The organism is Oligoflexus sp., from assembly GCF_035638955.1.
GTDB lineage: Bacteria > Bdellovibrionota_B > Oligoflexia > Oligoflexales > Oligoflexaceae > Oligoflexus.
On the sequence record NZ_DASQYZ010000013.1, the window covers coordinates 213,102 to 229,551 of the forward strand.

At 52.8% G+C, this 16,450-nt stretch carries 14 protein-coding genes and 1 pseudogene; 11 read left to right on the forward strand and 4 right to left on the reverse strand.

Going from position 1 to position 16,450, the window contains the following annotated elements:
• Positions 1-384 precede the first annotated feature (384 nt).
• Complete coding sequence (locus VE954_RS01685) at positions 385-615, forward strand: hypothetical protein (protein ID WP_324948990.1); 231 nt, start codon at positions 385-387, stop codon at positions 613-615.
• On the opposite strand, the gene VE954_RS01690 is transcribed toward VE954_RS01685, so the two are convergent.
• From VE954_RS01690 to VE954_RS01705, 3 genes and pseudogenes are all read right to left on the reverse strand, one after another.
• Entirely contained in the window at positions 591-935 is a 345-nt protein-coding gene (locus VE954_RS01690) for a hypothetical protein (RefSeq protein ID WP_324948992.1), read from the reverse strand. The two genes, VE954_RS01685 and VE954_RS01690, sit on opposite strands and share 25 nt — an antisense overlap.
• A 297-nt stretch (positions 936-1,232) precedes the next feature.
• A pseudogene (locus tag VE954_RS01700) lies at positions 1,233-2,416 on the reverse strand (zinc-dependent alcohol dehydrogenase).
• Positions 2,413-3,336, reverse strand: a complete 924-nt coding sequence (locus VE954_RS01705; RefSeq protein WP_324948998.1) for a YgaP-like transmembrane domain — start codon at positions 3,334-3,336, stop codon at positions 2,413-2,415. Before VE954_RS01705 ends, VE954_RS01700 begins: the two are co-directional and overlap by 4 nt.
• Before the next feature lie 217 nt (positions 3,337-3,553).
• On the opposite strand from VE954_RS01705, the gene fumC reads away from it, so the two are divergent.
• From fumC to VE954_RS01750, 9 genes are all read left to right on the forward strand, one after another.
• A complete protein-coding gene (gene fumC / locus VE954_RS01710; protein WP_324949000.1) occupies positions 3,554-4,945 on the forward strand; it encodes a class II fumarate hydratase in 1,392 nt (463 codons plus the stop codon).
• Between the two features lie 215 nt (positions 4,946-5,160).
• Positions 5,161-5,373: a hypothetical protein gene (locus VE954_RS01715; protein WP_324949002.1), complete on the forward strand. Its 213-nt coding sequence runs from the start codon at positions 5,161-5,163 to the stop codon at positions 5,371-5,373.
• The gene (locus tag VE954_RS01720; protein ID WP_324949004.1) at positions 5,370-5,732 is read left to right on the forward strand and encodes a phage holin family protein; all 363 of its coding nucleotides are present in this window, start codon (positions 5,370-5,372) and stop codon (positions 5,730-5,732) included. The genes VE954_RS01715 and VE954_RS01720 overlap by 4 nt, the downstream gene beginning before the upstream one ends.
• Positions 5,711-6,238, forward strand: coding sequence for a hypothetical protein (locus tag VE954_RS01725; protein ID WP_324949007.1), 528 nt, complete (start codon positions 5,711-5,713; stop codon positions 6,236-6,238). The genes VE954_RS01720 and VE954_RS01725 overlap by 22 nt, the downstream gene beginning before the upstream one ends.
• Positions 6,239-6,373: 135 nt before the next feature.
• Positions 6,374-8,200 (forward strand): hypothetical protein, encoded by a 1,827-nt coding sequence (locus VE954_RS01730; protein WP_324949009.1) that lies wholly within the window; start codon positions 6,374-6,376, stop codon positions 8,198-8,200.
• 204 nt (positions 8,201-8,404) lie between these two features.
• A complete protein-coding gene (locus tag VE954_RS01735; protein WP_324949011.1) occupies positions 8,405-11,188 on the forward strand; it encodes a 7TM diverse intracellular signaling domain-containing protein in 2,784 nt (927 codons plus the stop codon).
• Between the two features lie 211 nt (positions 11,189-11,399).
• Entirely contained in the window at positions 11,400-12,629 is a 1,230-nt protein-coding gene (locus VE954_RS01740) for a hypothetical protein (RefSeq protein WP_324949013.1), read from the forward strand.
• Positions 12,630-12,715: 86 nt separating this feature from the next.
• Positions 12,716-13,876, forward strand: coding sequence for an NAD(P)/FAD-dependent oxidoreductase (locus VE954_RS01745; RefSeq protein WP_324949015.1), 1,161 nt, complete (start codon positions 12,716-12,718; stop codon positions 13,874-13,876).
• Positions 13,876-14,748 carry a sigma-70 family RNA polymerase sigma factor gene (locus VE954_RS01750; protein WP_324949017.1) on the forward strand — a complete coding sequence of 291 codons (873 nt, stop codon included), beginning with the start codon at positions 13,876-13,878 and terminating at the stop codon, positions 14,746-14,748. Before VE954_RS01745 ends, VE954_RS01750 begins: the two co-directional genes overlap by 1 nt.
• Before the next feature lie 7 nt (positions 14,749-14,755).
• Here the strand turns inward: VE954_RS01750 and VE954_RS01755 are convergent, their stop codons facing one another.
• Positions 14,756-15,364 (reverse strand): TetR/AcrR family transcriptional regulator, encoded by a 609-nt coding sequence (locus tag VE954_RS01755; RefSeq protein WP_324949019.1) that lies wholly within the window; start codon positions 15,362-15,364, stop codon positions 14,756-14,758.
• A gap of 189 nt (positions 15,365-15,553) precedes the next feature.
• Between VE954_RS01755 and VE954_RS01760 the strand changes: the two genes are divergently transcribed.
• Entirely contained in the window at positions 15,554-16,372 is an 819-nt protein-coding gene (locus VE954_RS01760) for a metal-dependent hydrolase (RefSeq protein ID WP_324949021.1), read from the forward strand.
• Positions 16,373-16,450 lie beyond the last annotated feature (78 nt).

Here is a 16,450-nt window from a genome sequence, read left to right on the forward strand (position 1 = left end):
GCATGAATGAATAGAGGGTTGATTGAATGGCAAAGGTTGGGAGGCGCTGGCGTCCCAACCTTTTTTTATGGGCCACTGCCGTGCAAAGCTTTGAGTTTGGTACGTTTCATGAAAGTCAACGGGTAGGATCAGTTCGTGGTCCTTTGAATGGGGAGGAACAGACTGATGAACCTGGGCAATAAGTTCGCTTGGACTCGACGTAACGTTCACCTCCGGCCCTGGAGTGAAGCTCAAGGCAAACTCTTCCTGGCTGGAATGGTTCAAGCTTTGTCCCTGACTTTTCTGTGGGGACATATTGCCGATGTATGGCAGCTGGCTCGGAACGTATCATTGACAACGGAAATTCCAGATGACTGGCAATTTTGATGGCTAAGGAGTCTTAACATGCAAAGAAGTTTTAGTGGCAAAGTATGGTCACTTGTGCAGTTGGCCGCCGTATTTTACGCGGGTCAGCAGGTACTCGGCATCCTGCAGAGCAAGGTGAAAGTGAAACGCGAAGAGCTGCAGACGCGCAGAAAGGAATCAAACAGAGTCGATATCACTTCAGAAGATTCCTTTCCGGCCAGTGATCCACCAGCCTGGGGCGGCAGTCATGCCGTGGGACCCATCCACTGATTCCCGCAGCGCGCATACACTATGATCTTCACCCGATAATCATGGGATAATTTGATCTGCAGACCCGGTAAGATCGGGTCTGGATTATCCAGCTGAGCCGGGCCGCGCCGGGGACGTTTTTGTCCCGGAGGGTTCGGCTTTGGATTTGTGGACGGAAGTTCCTGTTCACGCGACGGCTGCAGTTCCGTGTCTTTAACAGGCTGAACAGGTAATTTTGGGGAGGATGAGGACGGATTCTCACCCACACCGGTCACAGCAGAAATCAGAAATGCTTCGTGATATATCCTTGATAATGGCGGCATTTCAGAATATTCAAGCATGGGCGGCTTCCTTCCATCGAAAAATGAACAACGGGAGGTAAAGGGAAAGCCATGAGAATTCTTCAATCAACCGTCGGGCGAAATCTTTACCCCGTTATAGAAAAGAAATCACAAACCGCTGCTAAATCCAAGGGAGAAGCGGCGACAGCGGCTATTTCTGATCTAGTCGAGTATTTATGTAGTCCACATCGGATAGGCCGCTATCGGCAGTGTAGTCTGGAGAATGATGTGGAATATTTGCGTTGGCTGTTGGAACGTCACTGAGGGCGGACGCCCTGAGGGGCGTCCCAAGCCTTCTTAATGCAGAGTTCGCATGACAACTTTCGTACAGCGATCATCTTTGGCTGCAAACATTGCGTAAGCCGATGGCGCCTCATCCAAAGTCAGGCGGTGCGAAATAATCATCGTCGGATCGATTTCCTCCCGCTCAATATGGTCCATAAGCGTTTTCATATAACGATGCACATGAGTCTGCCCGCACGAATCTGTAGGCCCTTGTTGAATATAGCTCCAATCGGGGCATGATCCATGTAACCGCCATAAACGCCCGGAATCGAAATCGTTCCTCCTTTACGACAGGCTTGAATCATTTCCCGCAGCACAACCGGTCGGTCGCTTTGCAGTTTCAAAGCTGACTTCAAGCTATCATACTGGGCCCAAAGGCCTTTGCCGTGCGCCTCAAGACCAACCGCATCGATGCAGGCATCCGGGCCACGTCCGCCCGTGAGATCACGCAGCGCAATCTGGATATCGAATTCCTCAAAATTCAGTGGTATCACCCGACCCTGCGGCGTGCGCATCAGGCTCATATCGAGCCGCTCGGGAATACGATCAATGACAATCACGCGTTCCGCGCCGAGGAGCAACGCACTCTGCACCGCAAACTGCCCGACCGGTCCGGCGCCCCAGACGGCAATGGTATCACCTAGTTTGATCTGACAGTTTTCGGCGGCCATATAGCCGGTTGGCAGAACGTCGCCGAGAAACAAAACCTGTTCGTCTGTCACAGATTCAGAAATTTTAAATGGTCCAACGTCGCCGTAAGGCACCCGCACATACTCAGCCTGCCCACCTGGATAACCTCCCATCATATGCGAATAGCCGAAGATTCCTGCCGGTGAATACCCGTACACCTTCTCAGCCATCGACGCGTTGGGATTGGAATTATCACAGTGGGCATGCATGGAATGCTGGCAAAAATAGCAATGTCCACAGGCGATCGGGAAGGGGACGACGACCCGATCCCCAATCTGCAGGTTGCGAATGCCGGCGCCTATTTCCACCACTTCGCCCATGAATTCATGGCCCAGAATATCACCTCTGTGCATCGTTGGAATAACGTCATCGTAGAGGTGAAGATCCGAACCGCAAATAGCCGTGAGACTGACTTTCACAATAATGTCACTTGGATTTTGCAAGGTTGGATCCGGGACCTGTTCCACCCGAACGTCTTCCTTCCCATGCCATACAACTGCTTTCATGAGATCCTCCTGTTCGCAAGAGACTGCATGGTGCGGATGTGCAGATGCGATTTCACTCGATTTTGCCAGCCGCCGATCGGATCCTTAATCTCTTTGGAAACGTGGTTCTGACTGGTGGTGATGGCACCCGTTTCCAGCATCTGTTTCATTTTGTGCAAAATTTCGTTGAGTGCTTCCTGGGTCACAGGGCTTAGGAGTTTCATCAACGTGCTGCCCAGAATCCCGGCGGGCGGGACCATGTGGACTGTTGTGATAATTTCCGTTTCCTGATCATGGGGCCCGGCTTTGAACTGCAGGGTACCGTGGATCCGAAACCGGGAATCCGGCATGGCCGTCCAGCTCAATTGCTGGCCTTCGACATCCTGCGTGATCTCGACAGTTACGGGGAACGAGATGAGTTCCGCGCTGTCCATGAACATCCAGATGCTGCGGCGCTCATCGATTTTTTGGACTTCCTTCACGTTGGGAAAGCACAGGGCGACTTGCTCCTGATGATGGCAGAATTCAAAAACCTCATGCATCGATCGCGAGGTGCTCATCGTCTGCCGCAGCTGCAGCGGATGGGGGTCGCTGATGCCGCGATGGTGCATGCGGCCATTCGGGGTCGAGTCAATGCCAAACCTGGAATAAACAGGACAATGGCCCGTCACGCCGCGCGTCAAGAGCAGGACGCCGGCAAGGTTTGAAACCTGGCCAGGAATGGTTAGGAAATTGGGTATTCCATACATCAGCAAGCCGCCGCCGATGACGCCTGATGCCACGCGTTCACGTTTGGAAACGTTGTGTTTTGAAGTTTCGGGATAGTCCTGAAGTGAAGGCTCGGAAGTCGGGAGTATCTCGGCCTTGAGTTCCCTTTCCGCAGTGGACGATGTGTCCATGGTTGTGGCTTGTGTTTTCTTTTGAGCAGAATTCCTCGACATATCAAACTCCTGGTTGGAATGGTAGCGTTTAGGCGAACGATATCATGGATTTTCCAAGATTCCTTCCGTGGGAAAACCTGTACCGGGCACGTCCCATGCATGTGCGTTCGGGCTTTACGCTTGGCCTCACTCCGCGACAGAAAGGCCATGCAGGAGAATAGAGACAGGAGAGTAGGTTTTTTAAGGCAGGGATTTCTCTGCGAAAGAGGTGGTCTTCATGAAAATGCGTATAGAGTCCGATTCCCTTGGCGAAGTCGAGCTTCCCGATGAACGATACTATGGAGCCCAAACCCAAAGGGCGCTGGATCACTTTAAAATTGCTCACCATAAATTTCCGCGCGAAATCATCAAAGCCTTTGGTTTGGTGAAAAAAGCAGCGGCCTTAACCAATGCCGACTTGAATCTGCTGCCGCCATTCAAAGCGGAAGCCATCGTCGCTGTATGTGACGAAATTATTCGCGGCGATCTGGATCAGGAATTTCCGTTGCTGATCTGGCAATCCGGGAGTGGCACCCAATCCAATATGAACGCCAATGAAGTGATAGCCAACCGTGCCAATGAACGCCTGGGCTCGCCGAAGGGCAGTAAAAAGCCCATTCATCCCAATGACGATATCAATCTTTCTCAATCATCCAATGATGTGTTTCCCACTGTCATGCATCTGGCAGCGCTGGACCAGCTGCAAAATAAACTCCTGCCGGCCCTGCTGGACTTTGAAACGGAGCTCGCCTCCAAAGCGGATCAGTTCGCCGAAGTTTATAAAATTGGACGAACTCACCTGATGGACGCGACACCCATGACATTGGGTCAGGAGTTTAGTGAATTTGCGGCAGAAATTGAGTTTTGCCGCGAGCAGATCGCTGATGCGAGGCAGCCTCTTTATCAAATCGCTCTCGGTGGCAGTGCCATTGGCACGGGACTGAATACCCATCCTCTTTATGCGGACAAGGTTGCCGCCACGCTCGCATCTCTCACGGGTTTTCCTTTAACGGCAGCGCGGAATAAATTTTCGGCCCTGGCCGCTCATGATGCGATCGTTCATGCCAGTGGATGTCTGCGTACGCTGGCGACGGATTGCATGAAGATTGCGAATGATGTGCGGTGGCTCGGCAGCGGCCCGCGTTGTGGATTGTCGGAATTGAAGTTACCAGGCAACGAACCGGGGAGTTCGATCATGCCTGGCAAGGTGAATCCAACGCAGGCGGAAGCCCTGACCATGATCGTGGCCCGGGTGTTCGGGAATGACCTGACCATAGGGTTCGCGGGCAGTCAGGGCAACTTCCAGTTGAATGTATTCAAGCCCATTATGATTTATTCGCTGCTGGAATCGATTACTTTGCTGGCGGATGGGTGCCGGAGTTTCACCGAACATTGCATCCGCGGCATCGAACCGCGGGCTGAAGTCATGAAACGATATCTGGAAAGTTCCCTGATGCTGGTGACAGCCCTGTCGCCGAGCATTGGCTATGACAATGCAGCCAAGGCAGTTAAGGCGGCTCAGGAAACACAAAGAAGCTTGCGCGATATTGTGGTGGAGCAGGGGTATTTGTCGGCGGAGCAGTATGATGCCGCCACGAATCCTGAAGCCATGACCCGCCCCGGTTTGTGAGACAGCGCGGGGCCGTCTTTTACCAGCGGCCCGTCTTCCCCGTTTGGTCGGCCATCGGGACCGTTACCCAGGCTGGATTCCCCCGGCGCCCTCACCCCTACGACATGGCTGTCCGAGTCAAGAGCCCCCCGAAGGACCGTCTCGCCGTTTGAGGCCATTGAGTTGGCACAAAGACTGCAATCCCTGATGGAGAGTTTCATCCGGGAGGAGATTCCATGTCAAATTACGAAGAACCTTTACAGCAGAGCATCGTGAAAACCAGTCGTCTTCGTGCGATCTTCCGTCCGAAGCATGCGAGCATAGATCCAAACATGCCATACCTCAAAGCCCAAACGGGACATTGGGTCAACGCCCACCCTTGGAGCGTTCTGGGCATTTGCCTGGGAGCCGCGGGCATCCTGGGCTATAACCTGGGTGTGCGATCATGAAAATGCAATCCGCTGAGCGTGTGAAAGAGGAATTCCAGGATCTGGGACGACTGCACGTGACGTTCATCCAGGAACAGATGAAGAGTTCGAGCGCGCGATTGAAGGTTGGCATTCCACTGCTCTTCCTGGGACTGTCGCTCTCGATCTTCGGCATCGTGCGACTGTTCGATGGATTGGCTATTCGCCTCGTCGACGCCGGCTCAGGGGCTGCTCAATTTTTGAGCGGCGGTCTTCTGCTCGTCGTATCGCTGATCCTGCTCGTTGTCGCGGCCGGTTCACTCAAACAAATTAAACATTATGCGAAAGAAGTATTTCGCGAAATACGAGAGGACATTCAATGGATGAAAAGCTTGCTGTAAACAACACGACGGAACTCCAGGAAGCCATGGCCGCCAAGCGCGCGTCGCTGCGTGAAAATATTTATCACCTGGAAAAGGAAGCCGAGAAAAAAGTGTTGGACACTCTTGATCAAGTTCAGCATAAGGTTCTGGCGGCTACTGATCAAGTCACCCAGCAGGTGACTCGACCTGTTCATGCCATGCAGGAAAAAATAGAAGCCGTGCAGAGCAAGATTCAGTCAATCCCGCAAGCCTTGCGTACCAAGCCAGCGAAAACCCTCCTGGCGGTAGCTATTGTGGGTGTGTCTCTGGGCTTTTTGATCGGTCGTCGGGGTCGTCACCGACACCACATGACGCGTGCGCTTTTGGAGACAAGAGCTCCGCGCCCTGTTGCTGTTCAGAAAACTCAGAAGGTCTTGGATAAAAAAAGTAAGCTCGCTCGAGGATTTTTTGCGACCGTGGCTTCGGAAGCCGCCCATCAAATCTTCATGAACTCTTTGACCAGCCTCATTCGCCGCCGGAGCTGAACGCAATCCATGCGTTCTTTTCAGCTTTCCTGATATTGACAGAAGAGTCTTCTCTATTTAGTAGATAGGAGGACTCATCCACTGACACCCGCCTTAGAATACAATACCGACGCGTGAGTAAAAGGAGAGATTCACATGAGTGGTTTAAATTGGTCGAAATTGCCGGGACTCATCTGTGCAGTTTTTTTGCATGTACTTGGAGTTTTTTTCTTAGTCAAGGCAACCAACCTTGACTGCAACGCCATTGGCAGAGCCGCGGCCCTGCAAAGGCAGCTGGAAGGATCCGATTATCGCTTCGATCCATCTATCCGTGAAAGAGAAGTGAAATGCAATCAGAACATGACGCTCCATATCTGGGCTTCCATGGGTTGCTGGTTCCTGTCTCTTGCGGGCGTGGCTCATACCATGGTCCTTCTGCATCATCGTAATAAGCGACAGATTCCGGCCGGTGCTGTTATGGCGAAAACACAGGATGTGAAGAAGCCTATGACAGAACCCGATCTGGGATTGTTCCACTCGTTGAAAGATGGACTCGCCGAGCTGGAAAGCGCCCTGCGCCAGCAGTCGTCGCCTGTGGGGACCGGCATTTCCATGCACATTCATCAGCATAACATCAAAATGCTGCAGTCGCAGACCTCGCAGACATGCCAGATCCTGATGAATAGTCATGGTCTGTTGGGCAAGGGTCTGTCCCGCGTTCAGGCTCTGGTCGCGATGTGCCGCGACAGTGCCAACTTCACAGCTTCGAACCGTATCGAATGGAAGAAGAACAACCTTTCGGGTGTCCTCTCCCAAATTCGTCAAAACCATGACCAGCTTCTGGATCGTTCGAAGAGCATTGCCAGCATGCATGCGTCCACCATGCGTCTGCTCCATGAAGCCATTCTGAGTGAGAAGATCATTCATCAGAAGGTGAACCGGATTGAAGAGAAACTGAAGGAAGTGCAGAGCGGATCGTTCTCGGTCCACAAGACGATCGAGAAGATGGTCGAGTCCATCAGCGAATCGCGTGAAGACGTTCACAGCGCCAGCAAGTTGGTGAACAGCTATAAGCAGAAATCAGAAAACATGGGCGTGGTGATCTCGCGTATCGACGAACTGGTCGAAAAAATGAACCGCCACATGATGTCGCTTTCGATGGAGTATGCCCGGAATTCCGATGGCAATGGCGATTACTTCACCGTGAGTTCGGATATCCGTAGCCTGGGCGTGGAATTCCACAACTACACCATCCAGCTGAAAGAATATGTGGATATGGGCCAGCCGGAACTCGACAAGGCGCAGCATTTCCTTCTGGAAGCCGGACAAAAATCCGAGCACGCCTTTGTCTCAGTCAAGCGTATCGAGGAAGCCTATCGTAACGATGTGGCTGCGGCCAAGTATGCCACGTCTGATCTGTCGCTGCTCAGCAGTGAAGTGCATATCCATATGACCAAATTGAACGAGACCCGTGATCTGGGTGACGACACGTCGCGCATTTCCCAGGAAGTCCTGATGTTGCTCGATGCGGTTGGCTCGATGCATCGTCGATTCAATGAGGAAAGTGGCAATATCACGTTGCAGTGTGAAAAACTTTCGAACCTTCTCACCAAGCAGCATTTCGAGTTGGGTCACTGTGAAAAACTGCTGATGGAAAGTTCCCAGGCTGTGGCCTCGGCGATCCGTCATGCCAATGAAACCAAGCAGAATGCAGCGACCTGGGTGGTCAGCATGAATCAGACAACGGTTCATGAAACACGGGACCATGGCAACGGCGGCCATAACAATAATCAAAGCCTCGAAGCCCCGATTCAACCCGTAGAAGAAGTCATCGTGCATAAAATTGCTGATTTCAAAAAGATGTTTGCCAAGCTTGAGCAGAACTTCGATACCACCGAACCCGAAGCCAAAAATCAAACTCAAAACCAAAACCAAAATCAGAATCGCGTTACCAAGGTAACGCTGGCCTCAGTCGGGCATTAAGCAGTGGGCGAGGGGCTTCAGCTCCTCGCCAACCCGCCTCTCCAACCTCACCCTCCCTTTTCTTTCGCTTATTTCCCAAACACGCCCCCTGGATCTGCCTTAATTGTTAGCAAGGGTCGACCGATGCGCTATGGACACCTGTATGCGAGGTGACGGCCGTCTGCTCATGCACCACCAGGATCGTATGCCAGGTAAGGGAGTCTTATGTCTCTGCTTCTTAAAGCCACTTTTTTAATCAGCCTGCTTGGGATCATGACCCAGGCTCGTGCGGCTGATATTACGCCCATACCTCTGGATCCTGCCAAGGGTGCGAATCTGGTCGGGCCGCATAGTCAGGTCCTGATCGACCCCACGCGCGAACTCGATTTGAACGCCGCAATGAAGGCCTGGGACGCTGGGCAATTTCAGCAGGAAACCGCCAAGGATCCCAATTATGGATTCACCGGGCATGCCTACTGGTATCGCTTTTCCGCTCAAAACATGGCTCCCCTGGCCAAAGAATGGTTTTTTGGTTTGGAATATCCCCTGGTGAACCATATTGATCTCTACTACCAGGGTCCCGATGGTCAGTGGGTGCACCGCAAAGCCGGCAATGCCTACGAATTCGAGCAGCGTGATCTGAAAAGCCGCTTCATTTACCTGAAAGTCGACTTTGCTCCCCAGGAGCAGAAGCATTTTTTTCTGCGCCTGCAGACCGATGGATCATCGGAATTCCGCATGACCTTCAAGGATCTGAAGACCATCGCGCGGGCGGACCATGATATCCAGTTCTATCTGGGTATCTGCCTGGGGCTGCCGCTGATCATGGCGGGCTATTATTTTGTTATGATGTTGAATACCCGGAAATCGGATGTTACATGGTTGTGCATTTTCCTTTTCAGCCTTTTCATCTTCCGGATGGCCATCAACGGTTTCGCCTATGAATATCTATGGCCCAATGCGCCTGACCTGGCTCACGCGGTGGTTGCGTTGTCCGTGCCTTTGGTCTTCTTTACAGCATTGACCACGACCGCTGCCTTTTTGCCGATCGATAACTATCCTCGCTTTCGTCTGATCATTCGGATTTTTGCGGCTCTCAATGGAGCCTGTGTCCTGTTTTCCTTTGTTCTGCCGTATCGTATGCTCAAGGTCTATACCCTGCTGGGCATTACAACAGCCGCACTCATCATCGTCACCAGCGTGTATTCCCAGTTGAAAGGCTTCCGTCCAGCCCGGTATTTCGTGTATGCCTGGTCCGCGATGGTGGTGGGTTCGATTACCTTTGGTCTGCAAAAACTGGGGCTGCTGCCGGTCAGTTTTCTGGGTACCTATGGTCCTGAAATTGCCACGGTGATGCAAACGATTCTGCTGGCGCTTGGTGTCAGTGACAAAATCAATGAGACCAACCGGCAACTGCAGATTGCCCAGGCGGACGCGCTGACGGCCCAGATTGAAACGAACCGTCTGCAGGAAGTGATGAACACGCAGCTGGAAGTGCAGGTGCAGCAGCGCACGGAAGAGCTGTGGAAGCAGAGCAAGGGCATGAGCGTCATGCTCGATAATATCAATCAGGGCATCTGCACCGTCGATGGCGAACTGCGGGTTCAGCCCCAGCACTCCAAACGCCTCGGCGATATTTTAGGCACGACTGATTTGGAAGGCCGGGCCCTCACCCAGCTGCTGTTTGAACACTGCGAGCTGGGTCAGGAGCAGCGTGATATCGTGCATTCGACCGTCTCGGCCTCGATTGGCAGTGATGCGATGCAGCTGGAAATCAACGATCATCTGCTGCCGAGGCTTCTGCATTTTCAGCAGCGCGAGCCCAGGATTCTGGAACTGGACTGGGCGGGTATCGAGGATAAGGACGGCATCATCGACAAGTTGTTGGTATCCATTCGTGACGTTACCGATATTCGCAAGGCCGAGGAAGCCGCTGCTGTCAAACAACAGGAACTGGAAGTTATCGGTAAAATCCTGGATCTGTCGGCCACCAAGTTCCGCCGCTTTATCAAGTCCTCGTCCGTGCTTTTGGAAGAGGCGAAACAACGCCTGGATCTCGATTTATCGCGTGAATCCTGGCAGATTGTGTTGCGCAATGTTCATACCATCAAAGGCAATGCCCGAACCTATCGACTTTTGGATATTTCGACCATCGTGCATGAAGTCGAAAATGATCTGTTCGCCTTGAACCCGGACCGCATCACTCAGGAGAGTATTGCAGCCAGCCTGCACGGCCTGGGTCGCATTGAAAAAATGATAGGATTCTACCAGCGCATCCACGATGAAAAACTCAAGCGTGGCGCGGTAGCTGAAACGGAAAGCCTTATCGTGCAGGCATCCAAGATGCTCACTGATGTGTGGCCCGATCTGAGTCCCGAGAAACGGCGCCGTTATAAGCAGACGCTCCAACGTCTGGATGCTTTGAATACCAATAGCTTTATCAAGGTGATCCAGCCTCTGGTGGATTCGCTTCCCAGTCTGGCTCAGCAGCTGAATAAAACCCCGCCCGAGGTGCAGGTGAGCGGAGCTGACTTCTTTATCGAACCGGACCAGCTGAACTACTATGAAGATGTATTCGTGCACATGATGCGCAATAGTCTGGATCATGGCTTTATGCTGGGCGATGTCGGACGCATTACGATTGAAGTGACTCACGGCCGGGACCAAACCGAAATCCTTTACTATGATAATGGTCGGGGTTTGAATCTGCCGGCGTTACGGAAAAAGGCCCTGGAGAAAGGTGCCATGGCGAAGGACGCCGACGAGCTGACCATTGCGCGCTGTATTTTCGTGGCTGGAGTGTCCAGTGCCAGGATCGTGACCGAAATCTCGGGACGCGGCGTGGGCATGGATGCCGTCAGGGGTTCCATCGAAAGGTTGCGTGGCACCATTGACCTGCGGCTGCTCGGGGAAGCGAACATCCCCGGCTATCAACGCTGTGAATTCCGGATCATTCTACCGCCACAAAACAAAGCTCTGGAAGCCTTGTCGATCGACGAAGCCGCCTAAATCCTTGACTGCATAGGCCCTGATCTTCTGTGAGTCAGCGTAAGCGCCTGCGGGCTTGCATGCTGAGCAAATTTATTGCTGTACCCACCGGAATGCGGTCTTCCCAAACAATAAAATCCCTGCCATATTCAGCAGCAGAACAAGTCAAGAATTCGTAGTTAGTTTTCTCAGTTCGGATCAAAAAAATCACGGATGCCCGGGAGAAAATCCTATGCGACCACTTATTCCTGCGACCTTTGTCGCATTGGTGTCGATGGCCTGCGCCCCTGTCGAGAAAGCGGATTCCGAGCTGGACTTCAGTTCGGGTGAACATGTGATTCTAGGTGATCAGGGCTATGAAATAGCCTGTGATCAGCTCATGGGGACATGCACCAACCGGCTGGTGCGCGCGGACGGCAAACAGAGTTTTTCCTATGGCGAGCTGGTGGCGTTCAGCGGTGATTTCTATGCGACACCGGAAAGCGTCTACTTTGAAAAAGTGGAATCATTTTTCAAGTGGCACCGCAATGATATCAAAGACGCAAAAAAGGGTTTCGAGCGGGAAGTGGCGACCATCGAGAATTTTCTGCACGGTCATTCCCAGGAAGCGTATCCGGATTTCAATCTGAGTTATGCCTGGAATTATCCGGATTACCTGGCCCTGGCTCTGGATAATGCCTCGCATTTTGGTTTCCATAATATGCTGGCTTATGTGAACTATCATGGACAGGCCTTGCATATCGCTTTGGAGGCCCACCGTCAGGCGACGGACCATCCAGCTCTGGCCCAGAAGCTTCTGACGCAAGCGCTTTTCATGAATGCCTTTGCCGATCATTTCCTGACCGACGGATTTGCCTCAGGTCATGTGCGAGCGCCACGGGTGCAGATTATGAATTGGGCGCAAACCGCGAATTTAAGCGACCGGGCAGCTGGAACTTTGGCCAAGATCGTTCATGATCGTGATGGCGAGGTTCGGGTTTCCGGGGAACATGGTTTGCATGTGACCAACGCCCGCGGGGATACGTGGTTGACCCGCTGCGATTCGCAACTGTTCTGGAATAACACGCTGCAGGATCCGGCGATTCAAATTCCGATGCAGGCCGTGGCCGCGTCCGTGCAGGAAGTTTTTCAAGCTTATGAACATGGGGTCGTGGTTCCAGGTGTCTATGCGGCCACAGAATTGGTGCCTTTTCCGTCCGCGGAAGAACGTGATCTGATCGAACATTTTCCCCGCACCATGACCGACGCGGACTACGATAAGATTATGAAACAGATGGCGTTCTATACGCAAATCAAGGCCTTGTCCGGCGTGGATATGGGCGTTCTCAAGCAATTCACGGCGGCTCTGCCCCAGCTTATGGAAGATTTCCGGACCGATGTGCAGCAGGATATCCTGAACCATCCAATCCTTTCGCAAAGGCTGCCGGCCGCCTATTTGAATGCCTATCAATCCGTAAAATAGTATAAATTACATTATGTTATAAGATTCCTGTCCCATTCTTCATGGGCCGTTCGTCTCTGGGTTGTCCATCAACAGGAGGTGATCCCATGAAGACTCAGATCGTGATTGCAGGCGGAGGATACGCTGGCCTTTTCGCTGCGGCCCGTCTGCGTAAGTATTCCGGTATGAATGTCGTCCTCATCGATGCTCATGATCATTTTGTGCAGCGTGTGCGTTTGCATGAATATCTGGCCGGTGGTTCCATGCCGAAGCTCGCCTATCGGGAATTACTAGCAAGCCATGGTCTTGATTTTATCCAGGGTCGCATTCAATCGATTCAACCGGATCAGCAGACATTAATTCTGGAAGCGGCTGAAGGCGCGCGCATCGTTCGTTATGATTGGCTGCTATATGGTCTTGGCAGTCGAACCAAACGTTGGGATCATATTCCAGGATTGAACGAATGGGCTCAGACGCTGGATGCTGGTCCGCAACTGGATCGCACGCGTCAGCGCCTTCAGGAATTGCCAGCGGGCGAGTCGGTGGTCATCATGGGAGCGGGGCTGACCGGACTCGAAGCGGCCACGGAAATCAAGGAAGCCCACCCTCATCTGGCCGTGACCCTGGTGAATGCGGGTCGGGCGTTCCCAGGTTATGCTCCGGGTGCAGAACAGGAAATTCGAAATGTGCTGCGCAGGCTCGATATCCGATTGATGGAAGGTCGGCAGGTGACTCGGGTCGAGGCGGCACGCATTCACTGTGATGATGGAAGTTCCATGCCCTGCGCGGTGGCGATCCACTGCATGGGTTTGGAAGTTTCCAGCCTGGCCCGTGATGCTGGCATTCGCACCGCCGCGAATGGCCAGATTCAGGTGGATCCTTATCTGAGGTCACTGAGTCATCCGAATATTCTAGCCGTAGGTGACGCCGCCGAACTTGATGCCGCGTCCTGTCCGGCCCCGCGCATGTCCTGTGCTGCGGCCTGCCCCATGGGCACTTATGCGGCGGATACGCTCCACCGTTTGCAAAGTGGCCAAAAATTGTTACCCTTTCGCTTTGGTTTTACCGGACGCTGCGTTTCCTTGGGTCGTCGGGCCGCCGTGGTGCAACTCGTGAATGCGCTGGATCAGCCTCGACGCTGGTTCTTTCGCGGTCGACTCGCCGTGTGGATCAAGGAAATGATCTGTCGCGGAACGGTTCAGGTTCCCCAGTGGGAGCTCCGTTGGGGTCTGGCTCTCAACCGCTGGTATCAGCCCAAGGATATATGATGGATAAGCTGCTTCAGGACTATCTGCGGGAACGCCCGATGCTGTTACGGGTCGCCTATAAAATCATGGGCTCGCAAAGCGAGGCCGAGGATATTCTGCAGGACCTTTATCTAAAAATCATGGCTTATGAGGGTGAAGCCATAGAAAACCCCAAGGCCTGGATGATCCGTATCGTCGTTAATACCGCGATTGATCAAAAACGGTCGTTTTACCGACACAAAGTTGATTATGTGGGCTCATGGCTGCCGGAGCCCTTGATCGAATCAGCCAGGACCGTGCGCGAGGTCCATGATGATGTGTCGATGGCCTTGATGGTGGTCCTTGAACGGCTCAATCCGATCGAACGCGCTGTGTTCGTCCTGCGTGAGACCTGCGATATGAAATACAGTGAGATTGGGTCGATCCTTGGGATGACGGAAGCCGCCTGCCGCAAAACATGGCAGCGTGCGGAAGCGCATATGGATCAGGGGCGCAAGCGATTTCAAGCCGATCCGCAGATCCATCAAAACATGACTATGGCTTTCCTTCAATACTGGTCCAAGGGGCAGACCGATGAACTGATCAAGCTCCTGCAAAGCGAGGCCGTTTTATATTCCGATGGTGGAGGCAAAGTCTCGGCCACCGTTCAGCCCATTGCAGGCGCGAAATCGATCATCAGGTTCCTGCTCAGTTTGGTGCGCGCGGCTGGCCCCAATGTCAACGTTGGAGCCCGCTTTCTGCCACCGGATCTCACCTGTCTCCTGGTCGATGGAAAACTGGAGACAGTGATTTCGCTCGATTTTGAAGGCGAACGTATCCGTAACCTCTATTTTGTACGAAATCCGGATAAGATTGCCCGGCTCCAGGCACGGCTCAATGATGAACCTGCATGATAGCCACTCATTCCGCAAAAAGATAACAGCAGAAGAGTTCCGCCAGTTCCTTCTTGACCGTATCCACCACCTCGTCGGCGCTGTCGTCCTGCACGAGATCCTCCAGAACGCCGTGAACGCAGCCGACGATCAGTCGCGCTGCGGTTTTCGGGGCTCGCTTGGGAATGTGGCTGGAAAACTCCTGGAGCACCATTTCAATTTCCACGCGAAAACGCAGCCGGGATTGGACCAGATATTCGAGCGCCCCCAGCTGCGGCGCATGGCTGTAGAGGACCATGACCAGTTTGCGACGCTTCATGACCAGATCGACGATGGCGCTCACCACAGGTTCAACCCGCTCCCTGGGGGGCAGCTCGCGTACAGATTGAAGGGCTTCGCCGAGCTGCTGCCGATGATATTCCTCGACGCGCTGAATCAGAGATATAAAGATGGCTTCCTTGTTGGGAAAGTAGCGATACAGCGAGCCAATGCTGACTCCCGCCAGCTCCGCGATCTTGTTGGTGGTGGCGCGATCAAAACCAAAGTCAGGAATCAATTTGGCTGTCGCTTCCATCACATCATCGACAAGACTCTGTGATCGCTTCTGTTTGGGAGATTTGCGAAAACCTATGGTCATATTAACGCTCCATGAAACCGGAGTAATCCCTGCCCAGGGTTTCCGATGAACCTTGCTTGATTTCCCAATTTTTCTATCATATTGGGACCCTACATGCGACCCCAGGCAATGAATGAACGCGAGTATCGGCTCAGGGCTTCCAAATATATACTGGTTTGGTAGGGAAATTGTAATACCGAGGACATGCCCATGCATTCAACGCTCACGATTCATCCTGTGCCGGTGCGTGCCATGAGTTTGCCAAAGCTCTGGTACCAGAATAATCCCGTGAAAACGCATTTCTTCAATGCTTTATCCACGCTTTTCCCACAAGGTGAGAATTTTTTCATCGCGTCCATTCGAAATTTCGAAAATTGTGCGCAATCGACTTCGCTGAAGGAACAGATTCGTGATTTTGTGACCCAGGAAAAAAATCACGCGGCTATTCATAAGGCTTATAATCGCTGCCTCACCAAAGCCGGCTATGATGTGGCCTGGATGGAAGACAAGCTGCATAAAAAAATCAGTTTTGGCCAGAAGCATGTGCCGCCGATCGCGCTGCTGGCTGTCACCGTCGCCACGGAGCATATCACCGCTGTGCTGGGAGAGAAAGTTCTGCAGGGCGATCTGGTTCCCGAAGGCATCGATCCCGAGCTGCGAAAAATTTGGATCTGGCATGCTTTGGAGGAAGTCGATCACAAGGCCGTTGCCATGGATCTCTTCCTGGCCGCTGGGGGCACGTATTCGCAGCTGGTTCGAGCCATGATGTATAGCGTATCAGGCATTCTCTGGGATAGTTTCACCCGCATGTTTCATATGCTGAAACGTGATGGATTGCTCTTCAAACCGAAAACCTGGTGGCAGATTTTTGGTCTGATGTTTGGTCAGAAGGGTTTGGTTCGTCTGACCGCCTTGGATATTCTGAAGTTCTTTGCTCCCGGTTTTCACCCGGCACGACACGATAATTACAATCTGGTGGTGCACGGGCGCCGGATGTTGGGCGCGGAGGCTTCAGCAGGAAGTTTCTAGTGATGTTGACTGAAGGGATTGCGCCCGCTTCGATAGGAGGCGGGCGTTTTTTATTGGGGCTCAGTCTGGTCGAAAGGA

Coding starts and splice junctions, on each gene's coding strand:
- VE954_RS01735 (WP_324949011.1), top strand. CDS start 8,405: ATGTCTCTGCTTCTTAAAGCCACTTTTTTAATCAGCCTGCTTGGGATC.
- VE954_RS01760 (WP_324949021.1), top strand. CDS start 15,554: ATGCATTCAACGCTCACGATTCATCCTGTGCCGGTGCGTGCCATGAGT.
- VE954_RS01740 (WP_324949013.1), top strand. CDS start 11,400: ATGCGACCACTTATTCCTGCGACCTTTGTCGCATTGGTGTCGATGGCC.
- VE954_RS01690 (WP_324948992.1), bottom strand. CDS start 935: ATGCTTGAATATTCTGAAATGCCGCCATTATCAAGGATATATCACGAA.
- fumC (WP_324949000.1), top strand. CDS start 3,554: ATGAAAATGCGTATAGAGTCCGATTCCCTTGGCGAAGTCGAGCTTCCC.
- VE954_RS01720 (WP_324949004.1), top strand. CDS start 5,370: ATGAAAATGCAATCCGCTGAGCGTGTGAAAGAGGAATTCCAGGATCTG.
- VE954_RS01730 (WP_324949009.1), top strand. CDS start 6,374: ATGAGTGGTTTAAATTGGTCGAAATTGCCGGGACTCATCTGTGCAGTT.
- VE954_RS01715 (WP_324949002.1), top strand. CDS start 5,161: ATGTCAAATTACGAAGAACCTTTACAGCAGAGCATCGTGAAAACCAGT.
- VE954_RS01725 (WP_324949007.1), top strand. CDS start 5,711: ATGGATGAAAAGCTTGCTGTAAACAACACGACGGAACTCCAGGAAGCC.
- VE954_RS01750 (WP_324949017.1), top strand. CDS start 13,876: ATGGATAAGCTGCTTCAGGACTATCTGCGGGAACGCCCGATGCTGTTA.
- VE954_RS01745 (WP_324949015.1), top strand. CDS start 12,716: ATGAAGACTCAGATCGTGATTGCAGGCGGAGGATACGCTGGCCTTTTC.
- VE954_RS01755 (WP_324949019.1), bottom strand. CDS start 15,364: ATGACCATAGGTTTTCGCAAATCTCCCAAACAGAAGCGATCACAGAGT.
- VE954_RS01685 (WP_324948990.1), top strand. CDS start 385: ATGCAAAGAAGTTTTAGTGGCAAAGTATGGTCACTTGTGCAGTTGGCC.
- VE954_RS01705 (WP_324948998.1), bottom strand. CDS start 3,336: ATGTCGAGGAATTCTGCTCAAAAGAAAACACAAGCCACAACCATGGAC.